15 protein-coding genes are annotated in these 20,542 nt (G+C 64.1%); 7 read left to right on the top strand and 8 right to left on the bottom strand.

The genetic code is table 11. The features are described from left to right. Positions 1-158: 158 nt before the first annotated feature. From FFS23_RS12735 to FFS23_RS12720, 4 genes are all read left to right on the top strand, one after another. Complete coding sequence (locus FFS23_RS12735; RefSeq protein WP_137898894.1) at positions 159-2,600, top strand: alpha/beta hydrolase family protein; 2,442 nt, start codon at positions 159-161, stop codon at positions 2,598-2,600. A gap of 124 nt (positions 2,601-2,724) precedes the next feature. Further along, on the top strand, positions 2,725-3,000 hold the full coding sequence (locus FFS23_RS12730) for a hypothetical protein (RefSeq protein WP_137898893.1): 276 nt from the start codon (positions 2,725-2,727) through the stop codon (positions 2,998-3,000). 201 nt (positions 3,001-3,201) lie between these two features. Continuing rightward, positions 3,202-3,438, top strand: a complete 237-nt coding sequence (locus FFS23_RS12725; protein ID WP_212742967.1) for a type II toxin-antitoxin system RelE/ParE family toxin — start codon at positions 3,202-3,204, stop codon at positions 3,436-3,438. Then, complete coding sequence (locus tag FFS23_RS12720; protein ID WP_137898892.1) at positions 3,419-3,712, top strand: helix-turn-helix domain-containing protein; 294 nt, start codon at positions 3,419-3,421, stop codon at positions 3,710-3,712. The genes FFS23_RS12725 and FFS23_RS12720 overlap by 20 nt, the downstream gene beginning before the upstream one ends. 626 nt (positions 3,713-4,338) lie before the next feature. On the opposite strand, the gene mntR is transcribed toward FFS23_RS12720, so the two are convergent. Beyond that, positions 4,339-4,776, bottom strand: a complete 438-nt coding sequence (mntR, locus tag FFS23_RS12715) for a manganese-binding transcriptional regulator MntR (RefSeq protein WP_052075466.1) — start codon at positions 4,774-4,776, stop codon at positions 4,339-4,341. Between the two features lie 248 nt (positions 4,777-5,024). Here mntR and FFS23_RS12710 point away from each other — a divergent pair, with 248 nt between their 5' ends. Further along, positions 5,025-6,929 carry a TonB-dependent receptor gene (locus FFS23_RS12710; protein WP_171009476.1) on the top strand — a complete coding sequence of 635 codons (1,905 nt, stop codon included), beginning with the start codon at positions 5,025-5,027 and terminating at the stop codon, positions 6,927-6,929. 69 nt (positions 6,930-6,998) lie between these two features. On the opposite strand, the gene FFS23_RS12705 is transcribed toward FFS23_RS12710, so the two are convergent. After that, a complete protein-coding gene (locus FFS23_RS12705; protein WP_137898890.1) occupies positions 6,999-7,886 on the bottom strand; it encodes an SDR family NAD(P)-dependent oxidoreductase in 888 nt (295 codons plus the stop codon). A 169-nt stretch (positions 7,887-8,055) separates the two neighbouring features. Between FFS23_RS12705 and FFS23_RS12700 the strand changes: the two genes are divergently transcribed. After that, positions 8,056-9,369, top strand: coding sequence for a spinster family MFS transporter (locus tag FFS23_RS12700; RefSeq protein ID WP_137898889.1), 1,314 nt, complete (start codon positions 8,056-8,058; stop codon positions 9,367-9,369). Beyond that, positions 9,366-10,988 (top strand): carboxylesterase/lipase family protein, encoded by a 1,623-nt coding sequence (locus FFS23_RS12695; protein ID WP_137898888.1) that lies wholly within the window; start codon positions 9,366-9,368, stop codon positions 10,986-10,988. Before FFS23_RS12700 ends, FFS23_RS12695 begins: the two co-directional genes overlap by 4 nt. A 261-nt stretch (positions 10,989-11,249) precedes the next feature. Here FFS23_RS12695 and FFS23_RS12690 read toward each other — a convergent pair whose 3' ends face one another. From FFS23_RS12690 to FFS23_RS12665, 6 genes are all read right to left on the bottom strand, one after another. Then, positions 11,250-11,939 carry a TetR/AcrR family transcriptional regulator gene (locus FFS23_RS12690; RefSeq protein ID WP_038666192.1) on the bottom strand — a complete coding sequence of 230 codons (690 nt, stop codon included), beginning with the start codon at positions 11,937-11,939 and terminating at the stop codon, positions 11,250-11,252. A 19-nt stretch (positions 11,940-11,958) separates the two neighbouring features. After that, positions 11,959-13,545, bottom strand: coding sequence for an AMP-binding protein (locus tag FFS23_RS12685; RefSeq protein ID WP_137898887.1), 1,587 nt, complete (start codon positions 13,543-13,545; stop codon positions 11,959-11,961). A gap of 115 nt (positions 13,546-13,660) precedes the next feature. Further along, positions 13,661-15,775, bottom strand: coding sequence for a TonB-dependent receptor (locus tag FFS23_RS12680; RefSeq protein WP_171009475.1), 2,115 nt, complete (start codon positions 15,773-15,775; stop codon positions 13,661-13,663). Positions 15,776-16,600: 825 nt separating this feature from the next. Next, positions 16,601-17,581: a hypothetical protein gene (locus tag FFS23_RS12675; RefSeq protein WP_137898885.1), complete on the bottom strand. Its 981-nt coding sequence runs from the start codon at positions 17,579-17,581 to the stop codon at positions 16,601-16,603. 755 nt (positions 17,582-18,336) lie between these two features. Further along, a complete protein-coding gene (locus tag FFS23_RS12670; RefSeq protein ID WP_171009474.1) occupies positions 18,337-19,557 on the bottom strand; it encodes an alpha/beta hydrolase in 1,221 nt (406 codons plus the stop codon). Then, a partial coding sequence (locus FFS23_RS12665) for an acyltransferase family protein (protein WP_137898883.1) occupies positions 19,554-20,542 on the bottom strand: 989 nt, incomplete at its 5' end. The genes FFS23_RS12665 and FFS23_RS12670, both read right to left, overlap by 4 nt.

The raw sequence follows: 20,542 nt of genomic DNA, 5'->3' as shown, positions 1-20,542 counted from the left end.
TTCAGGGTCGATTGTTGGACAAAGGTAAGACCCATTTCCGACCGTGTTCAGTATCTTGCTCTACGACCAAACTGACGTAAGCTCCGGCCTCTCGCGTTACCGTTGCCGCTCATAGGCCGTATGCCGAACGGCTTGACGATAGAGACAAAGGAAATCGAATGCGCGCCGGTGCCTGCCTGATTACCCTGCTTCTGACCACCACGGCCTACGCTCAGACGCTCAGCGGCAGTACCTATCACCGCGCACCCGATGCGATCGCGAAGGTATTGGAGACGCCGCCTACCCCCGGCGTCGCCGTCAGCCCCGATCACCGCACGCTGGCGATTTTTGGGCGGGAGAATTTGCCGTCGATCGCCAATCTGTCGAAACCGATTTTGCGGCTCGGCGGCTACCGCATCGACCCCGCCACTAACGGCCAAGCCGAGGTCCGCGTGCAATGGCTGAACGCGCTGAGCTTCAAGGACATCGGCTCGGGGCGGACCGTCCCGGTCAAACTGCCCGCGGGCTTGCGCTTCGCCGCCCCCGATTGGTCGCCCGACGGCACCCGCCTCGCCTTCTATGCGCAAGAGGCTGACCGACTGTCGCTATGGATCGCCGAGCGCAATGGCAGCGCTCGCATTGTCGCCCGGGGGCTGAACGGCACGTTCGGCACGCCCTTCGCCTGGATGCCGGACAGCAAGGCGCTCGTCGCCCTTACCGTGCCCGCCGGTCGGGGCGCAGCACCCGTTTCGAGCAGCACGCCCACCGGCCCGGTGGTCCAGGAAAGCGCCGGTCGCACCTCGGCAGCGCGGACCTATGAGGATCTGCTCGGCGATGCGCATGACGAGGCGCTGTTCGACCATTATTTCACCGGTCAATTGGTCCGGATCGACCTTGCTGGCACCGCGCAGCCGATCGGAACGCCGAGTCTGATCACCGAGTTCAACGTCTCCCCGGACGGTCGCTACCTGCTGACCGAGCGGCTCAAGCGGCCATATTCTTATCTGCTTCCTGCCAGATTCTTCCCGACCGAAATCGCCGTCTCGACGATTGATGGCCAACCGGTGAAGACACTGGCCGATCGCCCGCTCGCCGACGATCTCCCGGTCGATTTCGACGCCACCGTGAAGGGCCCGCGTGAGGCTGTCTGGCGGTCTGATGCGCCTGCGACGCTGGTCTGGGCCGAAGCGCTGGACGGCGGCAATCCGCGCGCCAAGATCGCGTTCCACGACAAGGTGATGATGCAGGCTGCACCGTTCGCTGCGGGACCGGTGGAACTGGCACAGACCCAAGCCCGCTATGCCACCACGATATGGGGGGACGATGGCTTCGCGATGGTCATCGACCGCGAATGGCGTACGCGGACCGAGCATCGCCAAGCCGTTTCACCATCGCGACCGGGCCTGACGCGGACGATAGCGACGCTCAACTATCAAGATCAATATGGTGATCCCGGCGAGCCGATGGTGGAGGAGAATGCCGCCGGGAAGCCGGTAATGCACTTCACGACTTCGCATGACGGCGTGTACGTCACCGGCGACGGCGCAACGAAAGCGGGGGCGTTCCCCTTCCTCGCCACGATGCCGCTGACCGGGGGTGAACAGACGCGGCTGTGGACCGCCAAAGCGCCCTATTACGAAACGGTGGTCGCACTGCTCGACGAGCGTGGCCAGCGCATCCTGACGCGGCGCGAGAGCGCGAAGCTTGCGCCCAACTACATGATCCGCGGCGTGAAGGGCGGCAGCGCGAAGGCCATTACCGCGTTCGCCGATCCCGCCCCGGTCTTTGCCGGTGTCACACACCGCACGATCACCTATCCGCGTGCCGACGGACTCCAGCTGTCAGGATCGCTGTATCTGCCCGCCGGTTACGACTCAAAACGCGACGGGCCGCTGCCGACGTTGCTCTGGGCGTATCCGGCGGAGTTCACCGACGCGAAGGTCGCAGGCCAGACGGTCGATCAGGGCAACCGGTTCGTCCGCCCGCGCGGCATCAGCCACCTGTTCCTGCTGACGCAGGGCTATGCGATCCTCGACAATCCATCGATGCCGATCATCGGCGAAGGCGCCGCCGAGGCCAACGACACCTACGTCAAGCAGCTGCAGCAGGACGCGCAGGCCGCAGTCGATGCGGTGGTCAAATCTGGCGTCGGCGACCGTGCCCGCATGGCCGTCGGCGGGCACAGCTATGGCGCGTTCATGACCGCTAACCTGCTTGCGCATACTGATCTGTTCCGCGCCGGCATCGCGCGGTCGGGCGCCTATAACCGCACGCTGACCCCGTTCGGCTTTCAGGCCGAACAGCGCACCTACTGGCAGGCGACACCGACCTATACCGAGATGAGCCCGTTCACCTACGCAGACCGCATCAAGGCGCCGATCCTGCTGATCCATGGCGGCGCGGACGACAATAGCGGCACCTTCCCGATCCAGTCCGAGCGCATGTACGCGGCGCTAAAGGGCAACGGGGCGACGGTACGCTATGTCGTCTTGCCGAACGAGCCACACGGCTATCGAGCGCTGGAATCGACCGAGGAAACGCTGTGGCAGATGACCGACTGGCTGGACCGCTACGTCAAGCCGAAGCAGACCGGATCGACGGTGGCGGCAATAGCCAGGTAAAAGTGATCTATGTACCGGTGACGGTCATGAACTAGGCGAAAGCGGATTTTCCCCTCCTGTGGGAATAGCGGACGCTCCCGCTTACGTCTCGCACCGGACTGCCGTATGTCCTCGATTTCCTTCGATGCGCATGGCGATTGCAAGTGCCCAGCGTGACAAGCCGCCGTCGACGTTCCTGCTCGATCTATTCTTAAAGCCGGACGAGGCAAAAGACGCCGCCGCCAATCTCAAGCATTACTATCCGGTGTGGGTGGCGAAGCACGGCGCGCACCGGGCCTCGCGCATCTTCCGTTTCCAGGCGGGTCGCATTATCGTCGGCTATTGGTGGGGCCGGATCATGACGCAGGCCGAGCGTGTCGTAACGACGGTCGGCGTTTTCATCCGGCCGGGCGGAAACTGACGAACGGACAGCAACCGGCAGGTACGGCATTGCCTTACTTGTCCCCTTGCCGTCTATACGGCATTGCCGTATAGATGCGACATGCAGGTGGTCATCGAACCACTGCCTACCTCCGCGCCGCGAAGCTGGCCGGGATCGATGCTGACGAACAAGCCGCGATCGGCGCGCTGATCGCGGCCAACCCCGGAAGCGGGCGAAATCATGCCTGGATGTGGCGGTGCGCGGAAGCTGCGCGTTGCCCGCCCCGGTGGCGGCAAGTCGGGCGGATACCGGGTCGTCACCTACTACGCTGGCGAGGCGTTCCCGGTGTTCCTGCTCACCGTCTTCCCAAAGAACGTGAAGACCAACCTGACCAAGGCGGAGCAGAATGCGTTTGCCGCCGCCTGCAAACAGCTGACCGATGGACTTGGAGGAGATAATGGCCCGCACGGCGTTTGACATGATGATGGAGGGCATCGGCGATGCCATCGCCTACGCGGAAGGCGACACGACGCGAGCACGGGTCATCGCGCCCGTCGACGCAAAAGCTGTCCGCGCTTGCACCAAGAAATCCCAGGCGGAGTTCGCCAAGACCTATCATCTCCCCCTCGGCACGGTTCGGGATTGGGAGCAAAAGAGGCGCACCCCGGATGCCCCCGCGCGCGTTCTACTCGCCATGATCGCCGCTGAACCGGAAACGGTTGAGCGGCTGGTCGCCAAGATCGAGGGCTAAGTCTCGAAGGATCTCGCCGTGACGCACTACTTGGCCGCCGACGTATTGAGCCAATGCAAACTCGGCACCCTCGGGTCGGGCGTGGTGGCCTACAGTCCGGACGAAGGGGGTCTGGCTGCCCACAGTCGCCACCGCCGACGAATAGCGATCAGGTGAGGATGATGGCATTCACGTCGGCCCAGGCTTGGGGCGCAGGTCGTGCGTTTGACGACCTGTTTCGCGAGCTTCCACGAGATACAGACAAATAGACGCCGTATTTCGAGCGACATTTTCAAGATGGCTTAGCACCCATGACATTGCGGGGTCGCCGGGGTCGATAGCGCAAGCCGGCGCTAACCAATACTACTGCGGTCGCCACACGGACTCTTCATGAACAGAAGTGACAATTTGCGACACCCCACTGAGATCGCTCGTTTGCAGCACGTGAACGCAACTAGTGCTCGACAAACGTTATAATATCGAACGACAACCGGCTCCGGTAAGCAGCGCACAACTAACAAATGCTTGCGACTTGGCTAAGCCTCTGGGCAGCCGCCGACGTGAGGACCCAATGTCGGTCATTGAAGCCTGCTGAACTTGCTCCAGAAGCGGACGCTCATTAATGCGAAGGCATGCAGCCCCGGCCGCTACGCCTTGTCCTGCGCTGAAGAGCCCATGACGACGCCCCGCATCGCTTGGAGCGTCGCATCGCTGACATGGTGCTCCATTCCCTCAGAGTCGATCGCGGCGATTTCCGGATCGATCCCCAGCGCGACCAGGAAGTCGACCACCACCTGATGCCGCTCCCGCGAGCGGGTGGCGAGGGCCTTGCCGGCGTCCGTGAGAAACAACGCGCGGTAGCGGCGGTTCTGCACCAGCCCGAGGCTCTTCAGCCGCTGGATGATCTTCGCGACCGTCGGCTGGGTCACCCCCATGTGCTGCGCTAGATCGATCACCCGAGCTTCGCCGCGCTCCTCGATCAGATCGCCGATCAGCTCGACATAATCCTCCGCCATCTCGCTGGCATGGGCCTCGCGGGTGGCGCGAAACGCCGCGGCACGGCGGACGGCGGTATCATCGGCCATTGGCGCACCTCCTGCTCCTGTTTGCGCTTCTGGCAGCAGAAGTGCTCGCTGACCAGCCAGCTTGACATATTAGCCCCGGCTAAGACATATAGGACTAGCTGTTTAGGGGTGACATCATGTCATGTGCACTCGTCTGTTCGTTGCTCCTTTTCGGCGCGAACACGCTGCCGATCGGTGAAGGCCGCTCATCCGATCCAGACCGGCATAAGGCAGCAACGCAGTCTACCGACGATCCGTCAAAAGACATCGTGGTGATCGGTCGCGGCGAGCGGCGGGTCGGGAGCGACCGCGCCGCCAGCGCCGGCGCAATATCGGGTGAGGACATCCGCACCCGTCCGCTGCTGCGCGCCAACGAACTGGCCGAGGCGGTGCCGGGACTGCTCGCCGTCCAGCACTCAGGCGGGGGCAAGGCGGCGCAATATTACATCCGCGGCTACAATCTCGACCACGGCACCGATTTCAGCATCTCACTCGACGGCGTGCCGATGAACCTGCCGAGCCACGCGCACGGCCAGGGCTACCTCGATCTCAACGGTCTTATCCCCGAGACGATCGACAGGGTCGAATACCGCAAGGGACCCTATTACGCGCAGGATGGCGACTTCTCGCTCGTCGCGGCGGCGTCGATGCGCACTCTCGATCGCGTCGAACGGCCGATGGTGGCGATACAGGGCGGCAGCTACGGCTATGGTCGCTTGGTCGCGGTCGGCTCAGAGCAGTTGGGGGGCGGTGACCTGCTGCTCGCGGGCGAGCTGACGATCAACAATGGCGTGTGGGCATTGCCCGAGCGGCTGCGCCACGCGTCAGCCTTCGCCAAATACACGATCGACACCGCGCTCGGCACCGTCCGCGCGAGCCTATTCGACTACAACGCGACCTGGCAGCCGACCGAGCAGATTCCGGTGCGCGCGATCGGCACACTGGTGCCCGACCGGTTCGGCACGCTCGATCCATACCTGCGCGGCGAGACGCAGCGGCAGATCTTGACGATCGGCCTCACGAGCGAGCGGACCGATGTGACGCTCTACGCGCAGCGCTACCTCTTCGACCTCGTCTCTAACTTCACCTTCTTCCTTGCCGACCCAGTTCGCGGCGACGAACTCGAGCAGGCGGAGCGCCGCTGGACCTTTGGTGGTCGGGTGCAGCACCGCATACCGCTCGGTACGGCGTGGCAGATCACCGTCGGCGCCGATGCTCGCGCCGACCGGATCGATGACCTGGGTCTCTACCATACCGAACGTGGCCACCGGATCGGCACCACCAGCCTTGCCGACGTCAGCGAAACTGCGTTCGCCGGCTATGCAGATTTGCGGTGGCGACCGATCGAGCGGCTGACGCTGTCCGGCGGAGGTCGGATCGATCGCTACCGCTTCCGCTCGCGTGCGCTTGCGGGAGCGGCGACCACCGGCGCACGGAGTGAAACAGTCGTCACGCCCAAGACCAGCGCGGCGCTGACGCTGGCGCGGGGCGTCGCAATCTATGCCAATTACGGCCAAGGCTTTCACTCGAACGACGCGCGCGGGGTGCTCGCCGCGACTGATCCGGTGCCGGGTCTCGTGCGCGGCACGGGGTATGAGATCGGCACCCGTATCGAGCGTGGGCCGGTGGTGCTCACCGTCGATCGCTGGTGGACCCGCTCGGCGGGCGAATTGGTCTACTCGGGCGACGACGGCACGGTAGAGCCGTCAGGTGCGAGCCGCCGCCGCGGCTGGGAGACGACGCTGTTCGTGCGGCCGTTCCGATGGCTGTCGCTCGACGCGGTCTACGCGACCAACCACGCCCGGTTCATCGGGGTAACGGACGCCGACCGCATTCCCAACTCGTTGGAGGCCGCGGGATCGCTGGGCGTAACCGCTGATGCGCATGGCTGGCTCGGCGCGTTGCGCCTCCGCTACATCGGCGTTCGTCCGCTGATCGAGGATGACAGCGTACGCGGGCCTGCGACGACGATCGTCAACCTGAGGCTCGCCAAGACGATCGGCCACGTCGAGATCGCGGCCGATTTTCTCAACTTGTTCGATACGCAACGCGCCGACGCCGACTACTTTTACGCCTCGCGACTTCCTGGCGAACCGCTAGACGGTGTCGAGGGCATTCACAGCCGAGCCGCGGAACCCCGGCAAGTGCGCGTTGGAGTCAAGATAACGCTCTGAATCAGATGCGGTCACTCGAACCTCGTTTCCTCGTTTCCTTGCTCCGTCTTACCACCCTCACCCCCTGCACTATTCCGCGGTCATCAGACTTGCGGATCGTGCTGCCGCGACCTCGCGCTCGGCTTGGGTGAAGCCATAGGCAGGAACGACCTCTCCGACACGATCGGTGATCTCCGGCCAATGCGCCAGGATTTGCTCGCCCGCGTCCTCGGCAGGACCGACGTAATGCCCCTGCGTCAACGTCACGTTCGCCGTGGCGACATGGCCCGCACCTGCGCAGACGATCGTCCTCGTCGGTGCGTCATCCCCGAGCAGCGGGAGCAGCGCGGGCGAGACGCGGTCCGGTGCCAGCATCGTCAGGCTCTCCGCATCGAGGACGCCCTCGGTCATCTGGGTCGCGGCGGTCGGGGCGAGGCAGTTGACCCGGATGCCGTATTTCTCTCCTTCGATCGCGAGCGTCTGCATCAGCCCGACCAGCGCCATCTTGGCTGCGCCGTAATTCGCCTGCCCGAAATTGCCGTACAATCCGGACGACGAGGTCGTCATGACGATCCGGCCGAATGTCTGGGCGCGCATCGGCTCCCAAACCGCCTTGCTGCAGATCGCCGCGCCGATCAGGTGAACGTCGACGACCGTGCGGAAATCGGCGATCGTCATCTTCGCGAAGCTCTTGTCGCGGAGGATGCCCGCATTGTTGACGAGGATGTCGATCCGGCCCCATGCGGAGCACGCTGCATCGACCATCGCGGCGACCGCGGCCTCGTCGGTCACAGACGCCGCGATCGGCATGGCGGTGCCGCCCGCCGTGCTGATCTCGTGCGCGACCCGTTCGGCGGCATCGACCGAGACATCGTTGACCACGACCTTGACGCCCCTGCCCGCCAGATGAAGCGCATGCGCACGTCCGAGCCCGCCGCCGGCGCCGGTGATGATCGCTGTCCTGCCTGCCAAAGCCATTCCATCTCTCCTTTAGTTCGTTCACGTAATAGTGAATGAAATGTAGGGCGCAATGGCGCCCCCTCTTTTCCGCAAAATACGTACGTTCATTCATACGTGAGTGTCCATTGACACACTGCGCCGGGTGCCGCATCGTCTGGGCACAAGCCACGATACAGTGGGAGAGGTGATGACTGTTCCGATCAGCGCGCTCGCGCCCGATCCGCTTATCGACGGCCGTCATCGAGGGCGCGCCGCACGGCACCCCGGAATCGTGTTGGCGATGCTGACCTTCGTCTACGTCCTCAACTTCCTCGACCGCCAATTGCTCGGCATCCTCGCCAAGCCGATCCAGGACACGCTGCACATCACCGACGGCCAGCTCGGGCTGATCGGCGGGCTATATTTCGCGATGTTCTATTGCTTCATCGCGATCCCGGTCAGCTGGCTGGCCGACCGGACCAGCCGGGTCGGCGTGCTGACGCTCGCCTGTGCGGTGTGGAGTGCCGCGACCATCGCCTGCGGCATGGCGCGGACCTATCCGCAACTCGTCGCGGCGCGGATGGTGGTCGGCTTCGGCGAAGCCGGCGGCGTGCCGCCGTCCTATGCCCTGATCACCGACACGTTCGCACCGGGGCGGCGCGGCGTGGCCTTCGGCATTTACAATCTCGGGCCGCCGATCGGTGCGGCGCTGGGGATCGCACTGGGGGCGACGATCGCGACGCTGTTCGACTGGCGCGATGCGTTCGTGGCGATCGGTCTGGTAGGCCTCGTAGCCGCCGCCGCGCTGCCGTTCGTCGTGCCGGAACCCGCGCGCGGCGCCGCCGATCCCGGCGCGACCGGCATCCTCGACAAGGCGCCGTTCTGGGCGACGCTGCGCGCCTTCTTCGCCAATCCGGTGATGACGCTGGCGGCTTTCGGCAGCGGCGCGACACAATTCGTCACTTATGGCCTCGGCAATTTCGCGGTGCTGTTCCTGATCCGCGAGAAGGGCATGACGCTGCCGGAGATCGCGCTGTTCTACGCGCTGGCGATCGTCTTCGGCATGGGCGGCGGGATGGTCGCGTCGGGCCGGATCATCGATCGCTTCAGCCGGGGCTCGCGGCGGGTCTTCGCCATCGCGCCGGCGGTGTCGCTGGCCGTCGCTTTGCCCTTCTACCTCGGCTTCGTCTGGGCGCCGACCTGGCCGCTTGCCTTGGCGCTGCTGACCGTCGTGATGTTTTTCAACTACTTTTATCTGTCCTGCTCGGTGACGCTGGTGCAGGAAGAAGCGGCTCCCAACCAGCGCGTGCTGGCCGGCGCGCTTCTGCTGCTGGTGATGAACTTCATCGGCCTCGGCCTCGGCCCGACCTGGGTCGGCGCCGCCAGCGACCATTTCGCCGCGCGCGGCGCGACCAATCCGCTGCAACTGGCGCTCTACACGCTTGCCCCCTTCTACGTCGTCGCGATCGGCCTGTTCCTCCGGCTCACGCGCACGCTCGATCGTCAGGAGTCCAGGATATGAAGATCGTCATCGCCGCTCTGGCGTTCGCCTCGGCCGTCCCGGCGCTCGCCGCAGACCCGATCGTCGATGCGCCCGCCGGCAAGGTCAGCGGCACGAGCGAAGCCGGGCTGCGGGTCTTCAAGGGCATTCCCTATGCCATGCCGCCGGTCGGCGCGAAGCGCTGGACGGCACCGGTGGCGCAGCCGCGCTGGACCGGCACGCATAGGGCGACGGACTTCGGCCCGGCCTGCGTCCAGCCGCAGGCGCCCAATGCGACGGTCTATTCGGGCGTGCCGATGCCGGTCAGCGAGGATTGTCTGACGCTCAACATCTGGACTCCGGCCAAGGCGAAGAACGCGCCGGTCATGGTGTGGATACACGGGGGCGCGCTGGTCACCGGATCGAGCCGCGAGCCGATGTACGACGGACGCAAGCTTGCCGCGCGCGGCATCGTCGTCGTGTCAATCAACTATCGGCTGGGCGTGCTGGGCTGGCTCGCCCATCCGTGGCTCAGCGGCGAGACGCCGCGGCGCGTGTCGGGCAATTACGGGCTGCTCGATCAGATCGCCGCCCTTCGGTGGGTGCGCGACAATATCGCGGCATTCGGGGGAAATGCCGGCAACGTCACGATCGCCGGCGAGTCGGCGGGCGGGCTGAGCACGCTGTACCTGATGACCGCGCCCGCGGCGCATGGCCTGTTCGCCCAGGTCATCGCCCAGAGCGCCTATATGATCTCGATGCCCGAGTTGCGGAAGGCCGCGTTCGGCATGCCGGCGTGGGAGAGCGGCGGCGCCTTGCTGACCACGGCGCTGAAGACGCCGGACCTCGCCGGCCTGCGCGCGATGGACGCGCAGACGCTGACCGACACCGCGGCGAAATTGGGCTTTGCGCCGTTTGGCGTGGTCGATGGCGCGGTGCTGCCGCAGCAGATGGTCGATGCGTTCGATCAGCGGCGGCAGGCGCCGGTGCCGGTGCTCGCCGGCTTCAACCAGGGCGAGATCCGGTCGTTGCGCATGCTCTCGCCCAAGCCGCCGGCGGATGCCGCGACCTATGCAACGGAGATCCGCGCCCGGTACCGCGACCTCGCCGATCCGTTCCTGCAGCAATATCCGGCCGCGACCTATCGGGAGAGCATCCTCGCCACGACGCGCGACGCGCTCTACAGCTGGACGGCCGAGCGGCTTGTCCGCAACCAGGTCGAACTGGGCAAGCCCGCCTATTTCTATATGTTCGATCATGGCTATCCGGCGATGGATGAGGCCGATTTGCACGCCTTCCATGCCAGCGAACTGCCTTACGTATTCGGTACGTTGGCGGCGACGCCGCCGCGCTGGCCGACGATCCCCGATACGGCGGCGGAGCGTACGCTATCCGCTGCGATGCTGGACTATTGGACGAGCTTCGTCCGCGACGGCCGGCCGGTCGCGACTGGTTCCGCAGCCTGGCCGGCCTATGAAACGAAGCGGAGCTACATGCATTTCGCCGCGGTGCCCGAAGCGGGCCGCGATCTGTTGCCGGGCATGTTCGCACTCAACGAGCAGGTGATGTGCCGACGCCGGGCGACCGGGACGATCGGCTGGAACTGGAACGTCGGGCTCGCCGCACCGGTGATGCCGCCGGCGGTGGCGGCGTGCGAATGATCGCACGGCAAGTAAACCACGCCCGCTGAGGATTCGTATGCGTCCGCCGTGTTCCGTTCCACCCCGTCACCCCGGACTCGTTCCGGGGTCTAAGCCTGCGGCGGGGAGAAAGACTTGAGCCGACACCCTTCCCTTGCCGCCCGGTGAACTCCGGGCCGAGTCCGGGGTGACGAACTGGTAAGGCACCGGGCGACGGCGTCGGCGCATCGTCGCCCGGACACGCGACAACCCGAACGGCGACCCGACCGATGGCGATCGGTCCTAACGCCCCCGCGCCTCGCACGTCGCGAGGAAGCCCGCCGCCATGAACCGTGCCATCCGCGCCTTGATCGCCGCGAAATCCTCCGACCGGCATAGGCCGCCCGACAGTTTGTCGATCCGCCCGGTCCGGCCCAGCGACAGCATCAGCGCCCCGGTGACGAAATGATAGCCCCAGAACAGATCCTCCTCGGCACAGCCGGGCAGAGCCTGTTTGAGGATCTCGATCAGGCGCAGCACGACCGCGTCGAAATGTGTGTCCATGAGGTCCGCGCCCCATTCGGCGGTGTTGCTCATCTGCGCCCCGAGCATGCCGAAATTTCGCCACCCGATGTCGCCATTGCCGTAGAGGTCGAGGTCGGCATCGAGATAGGCGTGGAGCGCGCCCTCGACGGTCGGCTTGCCCGCGGCGTCGCGTTCATAGGCGTCCAGCGTCGCCAGCCGGCGCTCGATCGTCACCGCCGCACGCCGGGCGATGACCGCATCGAAAAGGTCCTTCTTGTCCTTGAAATAATAATGCAACAGCGACTGGTGGACGCCGACTTGTAGCGCCACCTCCTTCAGCGTGACGCCGTACAGGCCACGCTGGGCGAATAGGGCCTCGGCGGCATCGAAGATCTGCTCCATCGTCGCCGCGCGCTGGTCGGCCTTTTTCGTCGGGCGGCGTTTGGGGCCAGTGGCTGGATCGGTCATGATGCCCACACCCATGGCCTCAGCCATGCTCTTCCCGCAAGCGCATCTTGTCGATCTTGCCGGTCAATGCCAGTGGCATGGCGGCGACGCGTACGATCGCATCGGGCAGCCACCAGCTCGCGATCCGCCCGCGCAGCGCGTCGAGCAGGGCATCGTCACTCAGCATCGCGCCCTTCCGTTCCTCGACGACCAGCACGGGGCGCTCACCCCAGCGCGGATGCGCGCGACCGACGACGGCGACCAGCGCGACGCCGGGCAAGGCACCGACGATCGCTTCAATCTCGCCGGGGTTGATCCATTCGCCCCCCGATTTGATCAGATCCTTGGCGCGTCCGGTGATGCTGAGGTTGCCGGCCGCATCGATTTGCGCGAGATCGCCGGTATCGAACCAGCCATCGGCGTCGGTCGCAGCCTCCTCCCTGCCGAAATAGCGTTCCACGACGCTCGCCCCCCTGACCCACAGGCGCCCTTCCCCGTCGCGCTGGTCGGGCAGCGGCACGCCGGCCTCGTCCGTAAGACGCAGGTCGACGCCCATCGGCGGACGGCCCGACTTGGCCGATGCGCGGATGGTGGCGTTGGATGGCGTCACAGTCCCGACCGGTGACAGTTCGGTCATCCCCCAACTGGTCTGGATGGTGACGTCCAGCCGCGCTTCGAGTCGATCCATCAGCGCCTGCGGCACCGAGGAGCCGCCGAGCAGGATACGCCGGAGCGACGGCACCTCGCCGCCGGTCTTCTCGAGATGATCGACTAGTCCGAGCCAAACCGTGGCGACCCCCGCGGCGATGGTCACCCGCTCGTCGTTGATCAGCCGGGCGAGGCTCGCGCCGTCCTGGTTGCGGCCGGGCAGCACCAGTTTCGCGCCCGCGGCGGGTCCGGCGAAGGCGAAACCCCATCCGTTGGCATGGAACATCGGCACCGCGACCAGCACGGCATCGCGCGCGGTGACGCCGACGACGTCGGCGGCGAGCAGATGCATGGTATGAAGATAGTTCGACCGGTGGGTATAGGTGACGCCCTTGGGCGCACCCGTGGTGCCGGAGGTGAAGCAAAGGCCGGCCGGCGCATGCTCGTCGAAGCCGCCCCACGGCATGGCCGCGCCATGTTCGGCGAGCAGCTCGTCCATCCGCCAGATACGCGCACGGTCCGAGGCCGGTGCGGCCATGGTCGAACCGGGCTCGTCGAACAGGATGACATGGGCGATCCCCGGACAGCGTTGCAGCAGGTCCTCGACCAACGGCGCGAGCCCCGGACTCACCGCCAGGACGCGGTCCGACGCCTGATCGATCATCGCGGCAAGATGTGCGGGCGCGAGGCGGGGGTTGAGCGTGTGGCAGACGATCCCCGTCCCCATCGCCGCGTACCAGCATTCGACATGCGCCTGGCTGTTCCACGCCAGCGTTGCCAGATTGTCGCCGGCCTTCAGGCCCAAGGCGGCGAACGCACCCGACAGCAGGCTGGCACGCGTGCGCAGCGCGGCATAGCCGATGCGCGCGCTGCCGCCGTCGCCGCCGGTCACCACCTCGGTCGACGCATGCCATTTGGCCGCATGGTCGAGAAATTTGTCGAGCGTCAGCGCATAAGGCTGCATCGATCCGGGGGTCATGACGAGGCCTTCAAAGAGGAGCGGCTGGCAAAGAGGAGCGGCTGGCGCGCCGCGGCGTGGAAAAATCCGATCGTCGCCGGACGCCAGGATCCTTGCACAAGCGCATCGCGGGAAATCAGAATTTGGTGCTGACGCGCACGCCATATTGGCGCGGCGCCGCCGCCAGTCGGCGGATACCGTTGAGCGAACCGATGTAATGCTGGTCGGTGAGGTTGGTGCTGAACCCGGCGATCGACCACGTGCCGTTGTCGAGCGTCAGCTGCGCGTTCACGATATTGCGCGCCTTCAGATAGTCCCCCAGTTGCGCCGTCTGGAACAGCGTTCCCCATACCGCGCCGATATGCGCATAATCGACCCGCGGCGTCAGCGAGACGCCGTCGGCCACCGTGATCGCATATTGCGCACCGGCGCTGAGCGTGAACGTCGGCGCATAGGGCTGCCGCCGCCCGCCGAGATTGATGCAGCCCGACGCCGAGGCTGGCCCCGTCACGGGATCGCAGGTTCCCGTCGTTCCCTTGCGCGGGTCGCGCGCGAAGAACTCGCCGAGTTCCGATTTGGAGATCGACGTCGAAGCATCGAACAGAAGGTTGCCGAACGATCCCTGCGCCGACGCCTCGAAGCCGTACAATTTGGTGGCGTTCGGCACGTTGAAGATCGACGTGAAATTGGGGGTGGCCGGATCGACGATCAGCACCTGGAACTTGCGGTAGCTGTTATAATAGCCCCCGATCTGCGTGCGCAGATGCCCGTCGAGCAGCGTCCCCTTCCAGCCGATTTCATAATCGGTGACCTTCTCCGGCACGAAGCCGCGCGGCGTCGTACCGAACAGGTTGGCGCCGTTGAGGCCGCCCGCCTTCGTCCCCGTCGCGACGAACGCGTAGAGGAAATTGTTGGAATCGACCGTCCAGTTGAGTGCCAGCTTGCCGTCGACATTCTTGTTGGCGTTGAAGTCGTGCTGCACCAGCACCGTCTTGAACGTTGGCAAGGCACCGAGAAACAGCTCGATCGGATAATTGACGTCGTTGCGCGACGTCGTCCGCGACCAGCGGCCGCCCAGCGTGACCTGAAGGCCGTCGGTCAGCTGGTAGCCGATCTGGCCGAATGCGGCGGTGGCGGTGTGCGGGTTGGTCCCCTCGATCCGCAGCGAGCGCACGACACCGGCCGGGGCGAGCGCGACATAGCCGTTGCCGACCGGAAATTCGTATTTGTCGAATTGGTAGAAGCCGCCGATCAGCCAGGTGAAGCGCCCGGTATCGGGGGAGACGATGTTCAGCTCCTGCGACCAGACGTGTTCGTTGACGAAATCCTGGAACGTATTGTTCTGCGCGGCGGTGCCGTCGGCATCGATCGTCTCCTGCAGCGTGCCCTTCTGGAAGCCGCTGATCGACCGGATCATCAGACCGCTGTCGAACGTGTAGCTGAGATTGGCGGAGATGCGGCCGAACTCGTCCTGACCCGACAGATAGGTATTGCTGGAGACCGTAAAGGGGTCGCTGGTATTGAGGACCGGCGCGGCGGCGCTGCCGAAATAGGCCGGGCTGTTGGGAAAGCCGCCGGTGTTGATCCGGTTGTAGTCGCCCTTGACCAGCAGGCGCAGATGACTGTCGGGTTGCCACAACAGGCTGGCGCGACCGCTGATCGCGTTGAGATCGCCGGGATTGCCGGTCCATGGCCCCGTCACGGTGAAGAAGCTGTCGCGCTTCTCGAGATTGGCGGCAAGGCGGATCGCGAGCGTGTCGCTCAGCGGCAGGTTGATCGCGCCCTGTGCCTTCACCTGATTGTAATTGCCGTATTGCGCGGTGGCGAAGCCCTTGACCTTGTCGAGCGTCGGGTTGGTCTCGGTGATGAACACCGCGCCGCCTGTCGCATTGCCACCCGCGAACGTCCCCTGCGGTCCGCGCAGCACCTCGACCGACTGGATGTCGTAATAAGGCTCGCTCTGGAAATAGCCGGGGAAAGTCGGCACGCCGTCGCGATAGGTGACGACCCCAACGCCGACCGAGCTGGAGATTTCTGACTTGCCGATACCGCGGATATTGAAGCTGTTCGCCTGACCGGAGGTGTTGACGGTCAGCGACGGGGTCGAGAATTGCAGCTGCTCGACGGTGTTGACGCTCTTGCGGACGAGGTCCTCGCCGGTCAGCACTGACGCCGCGACGCCGGTGCGCTGCAGGCTGGTCGAGCGGCGCTCGGCGGTGATGACGATGTCGTCGCCGGTATCACCCGGCATGGCGGCCGGGTCCGTCGCATCAACTGGGTTCTGCGATGACTGCGGCGTTTTCTGAATCGGGGCGGCAGGGGCCTCGGCCGGACCAACCTGGGCGTTCGCAATGGTCGAGCTCATCACGGCAATCACAGACGCCGACAACAGGAACGTGCGCATCAATCATCCTCTCTGCATGTCGCGTTCTGTGACGCGTCATGAGCAGAATGGCATCGCGAAGCTTAGATTGGCAATGTTCATTAAATAGCGAGTTAACGACGGTTGCATATGTGTTCCGGTGGGCGTCGATCCGAGCGGGACCGCCTGCTCCGGATGATAGCGCCTGTGCACGATTGCGCCGGCTGTTCGACGGGAAGATCAACCACACGGTCTACATCTGGCTTTCGTCCGCCCATGGTTTGAGCAATGTCACCTATGCCCACAAGTGGACATTCAGCCCACCCTTCCCGCTCCCACAACTTCGGACGATTGTTCGTCGTCGCGAACGACCAGCTTGCTACCCCGGCCATCCACCGACGGATGTCGTGATCCGGAGGTTCGCAGCCTGACCGCTTCCGACGCGGGGCACACACCAGCGGGCACGCCTAAGCCAGCTACGCCACGTTGGATACGGTTCCACAACGCGCCGTGGAGCTAACCTCCTCTGCCAGCGAAAAGGCTGGACGGTTATCGCGGCCGTTGTTCTTCCGTGATCCTTGGGTCGAATTGCGGAACGTCATTCCTCAATTCAGGCTGGAGACGGACTGATCGATCGGACGTTTGGAAACGTCTCGCCAGTTCGCGAGAGACCTAGCCGAACGTAATGCACCCTTGGTCGGACCAAATCGGTATCTACAGGTGCGATGTAATCCAATGCCAAACGTGGCGTTTGACGGAAGACTTGATCTTATTCCAGCCCTTCATCACCGCCCAACCAAGCGACCTAAAGATCAGCCAGCCGATACCGAGCAAGACCCACTCCATCACCCAGTCATAAGCTCGTGCAAAAGGCCCGATAGACCGCCGATGTCCATTTCCCTTACCCCAAGCTCTGATAAGATAGCGTTTCGAAGGCTCTTCTTCGGGAACAAAAAGCCCATAGACCCGGTATCGAAAACGAACAAAGCGCACTAACCAAGGATAGATGTCACCCTCGACAGCTTCTGAATAGATTCTCGCTTCAGCCTCGGATATGGTTTTGGGAGCAGACTCTGCCGCCTTTAGTCTCTTTGCCTCCTTCGCGGCTTCAGTCTTGTTTTTGAGGTGTATTAACCACGGCAAGAAGCCCAATGCCGCAAGGAAAACTAGCATCACCAGGACCGTGGTCCCTCGCCCCTCCGCCGGTGCATCGGGCGTCACAGGCGCGGTAGCGAAGACAAAGGCTATTAAAAGCCATGCGACGACCAGCAGTCCGATCCAGACTTTGTAGAGGAGGCGGAGTCTCCGCTCCTTGACGGTCATCGTTCTGAAAGGCCGGGGATATTGTCCGTCGAGATTGAAGTATCTCACTATGCGGTGCGGCCAGTAAAGGGAGGCGAATGCAATCGTGAGTGCGAGCGCTGCCGATTTCATGGGCAGCGTGTGCCAGTTGATGCCTGACGAAAATGCTGTGATCAGCCCGACCCCAAGCACCAGCACGCTTAGAGGCCAGATTATCGCAGCGGCGTGGCCATATGGCGCCAAGCGTGGATTGACCGCGCCGAGAAGCGCCTGCCAATCTTCACGGAAGGTCGTCTTCTTGTTAACGGCGTTGTAGTCGTCCTGCCACTCTGAGACCCGATCGAGCCCCGCATCTCCCAATTGCGCCGCGTCCGCCGTTGTCGATTGAGCCATGACAGTCCCCCACCAAGAGACTGCCAAATAATCGAATGTAGATCAACAATTTGGGCGAGACTTTAGAATGCGCCGATGTTCAGATTGAGAATGGGCCATCCACGCGTCCACACCCACGGCCCGCCCGTCGCCTCCTACTTAATTCTCTCGCCCGCTGGTCGCGAAGTCCATTGGTTCAAGTCAAAAACAATAGCTAATTTACGAATCTATGCGATTTGATCAGCTCAACGAGTTCGGCGTTTAATGCGATAAGCAAATGGCAAAAGCCGATAGCCGCAAGGCCTACGCTGAACATCCGATTGTGGGCAAAAACAGACGACAAGCTGAACAAAGTTCGTGCTTTTGAGTATCACATCTCCGAAACGCGCCGTGGCTTCCACAACCCAAGCGCAGCCATTCGGACCTGCTTTCCCCCTTCCCAACTATTGCCATTCGTTAATAATCGTAGCGCATGTCAGCGATTTTATAAGCGCCAGTAGCTATTTACAACAGTTTGCTAAGTAGCAGGGCTTGTTCGGTTACCGCGGCCCATGATACAAACTTCCTTAGAACGTCCTGGCTTTTAATGAGAATTAGCCTAAATAACAAACTGCAGATCGTGTTCCGGCCATGTCGCGCTATCTGCGTCGAGCCCGACTCAAGATCATGCCTGCGAACCTAAGGCACTGGCACGGGTTGCTCCCTGCTTCAACGGATTCCTTACAATCTACTACTCCGCCGTCGCCCCCGCTGCCAGCGTCATTCGCGCTTTATGATCATTGCGTCTTGACCTTCGATTGAGGATCCGGAAGTTCTCTTGAATAGCGGTTCATGAATCGCGTGATCGTCGCGATCGACAGTTGGTTGGTAATGCTGTTGAAGGTCGTGTTGAAATTGTGCCCCGAATAAGGGAGCATGAGCAGATCCACGGCATTGCCTGCCGCCATCGACCGGCGTGCAAAATCCTCAACGCTGGCTGCCGGCAGCAGCGGATCGTTCTTCCCCGCCAGGATCAACGTCGGCGGATTGCCGCGTGTGCTCAGCCGCCGCAGGTCCAGCGCGGCGTAACGTTCGGGATAGCGCTCGGGTGGACCACCGATGTAGCGGCTCATGTACAAGCGCTGCTGCCCCTGCAATTCGCCCTCGCGTTGCCAGGAGGCGAGCGGCGAGATCAGCGGCGCCTTGACGATGACCGCGGCGATCGATGGCGTGCGCGACCCGCAGCGCGCGTCGTCCGCACCATCGTCGTTGGTATAAGCGGCCGCCATCGCCAGATTGCCGCCGGCCGAGACGCCGAACAGCGTAACCCGGTCCGCATCGGCATGGAGCCCGCGCGCATGCGCCGCGACCCAACGCAGGGCGCACCGGACGTCGCGCGTGGCGAGGTTCCAGGTCGGTCGGTCCGGCCTTGCCAGTCGATAGTCGATGCTCACCACGATCCAGCCGCTATCGGCGTAGCGGCGCATGTTGGCGGCGCCGACCCGGCGGCTGCCCTCGATGAAACCACCGCCATGAACGACGACCAGGACGGGGCGACGCGGGCCGGCCTGCACGTCGGCCGGCTGATAGACGTCGAGCCACAGCGCCTCGCGCGGCCGTCGCGCATAGACGAGGCTACGATCCGGGCTGGCGGCCTCGCTGAATTGACGCACCGACAGGGTACTGAGCAGGTCTACCCTCGCGCCATTCGCCCAGGCCACTTGCAGCAAATGGAGCATGACGATCGCGGCCGCCAGAGCCGTTACGGCCGCGGCTGCGATCAGCGCGAGTGTGACCCGCGTCGCTCGCGCCCGATGCGCCAGCACGCCCAGCGCGCCGATGATCAGCGCCCCCAACAGAAACCAGGACACCCAATTGGGCACGAGATCGCTCGCGAAGATGCGTAGCCACGGCACGATCGGCACCATCGCACCGAGCAGCATGGCGAGGATCGGCAGCACCGCGAGCCAGGCCAAGGTCAACATTCCGGTGCGTGCTAGTACCTTTGCCGATGTCATGCGTTGCGCTCCCGCAACGGAATCGGCTCGAAAGCCATGGCCTCGACCGGAGGCCGGTGCCTGCGGCGAGTAATGCCGAAGACGCGGGATGCGGCGTCGCTGCGCGCGAGCAAGGCGCAGCCCGCGAACAAGGTGGCGATCGAGAGCAGCAGCATCGACATGCCGATCACGCCCGAACTCGACCAGAGCGCAAAGACCATGGGATGCCATAGGTAGAAGAACAGGCTCTGCCGCCCGATGCCGCCGATCAGGGGAAGGACCAGCGACGCACTGCGGATGCCGGGCAGCAGGCAGATCAGCGACAAAGAGGTTATGAGGCTTGCCGCCACTTCGCCGGGGATCGAGGGGTGGACGTACAGCGTGCACCACCACAGCAGGCCGATCGGCGCCAACGCCAGCGCCGCATACAGCTTCGTGCGATCCAGCCGGCGCTGGGCGACCCACAGGCCGTAGAAGAAATAGATGGGATAGATGAAGAATCGGCGATCGGGCAGCCAGGCTGCATAGCCCTGCTGGATGACGTGCTGGACACCGAGCATGTACATGGCGGCGATACTGATCGGGATCGCGACGCCGAGCATGGCGAGCGGCGAGCGCCGGCTCAGCGCGGCGATGAGGATGAAGGTCATCATCACCGGCACGAACCAGAAGTGGAAGGGCGGCCGCAACGGCACGGTCAGCAGCGACAGCGGCGTGAGCTGCGTTGCGCTCGTCAGATACACCGCGCACGCGACTGCCCAGGGGATGATCAGCCGCTGCCCGTATTTGCGCAGCGTGCTCGTCAGCGGCCGGGTGCGGGCACTCTTGAGATTGAACAGATAGCCGGCAAGACCGATGAACAGCGGCATCCGGACGCCGGCGCCGAGCCATGCCAGGAAACCATGCCGGTCGCTCAGCTCGTAATAATGGCCGGCGATGACGGCCAGTACGAGCAACCCACGCAGACTGTCGATTGCCTGGTTCCGCCGGCCGGTTTCCCCTTCCC

The organism is Sphingomonas sp. 2SG (assembly GCF_005503285.1).
Taxonomy (GTDB): Bacteria; Pseudomonadota; Alphaproteobacteria; order Sphingomonadales; family Sphingomonadaceae; genus Sphingomonas; species Sphingomonas taxi.
Note: the sequence above shows the minus strand (reverse complement) of the source record. Positions and strands in the feature narration are given on the sequence as shown.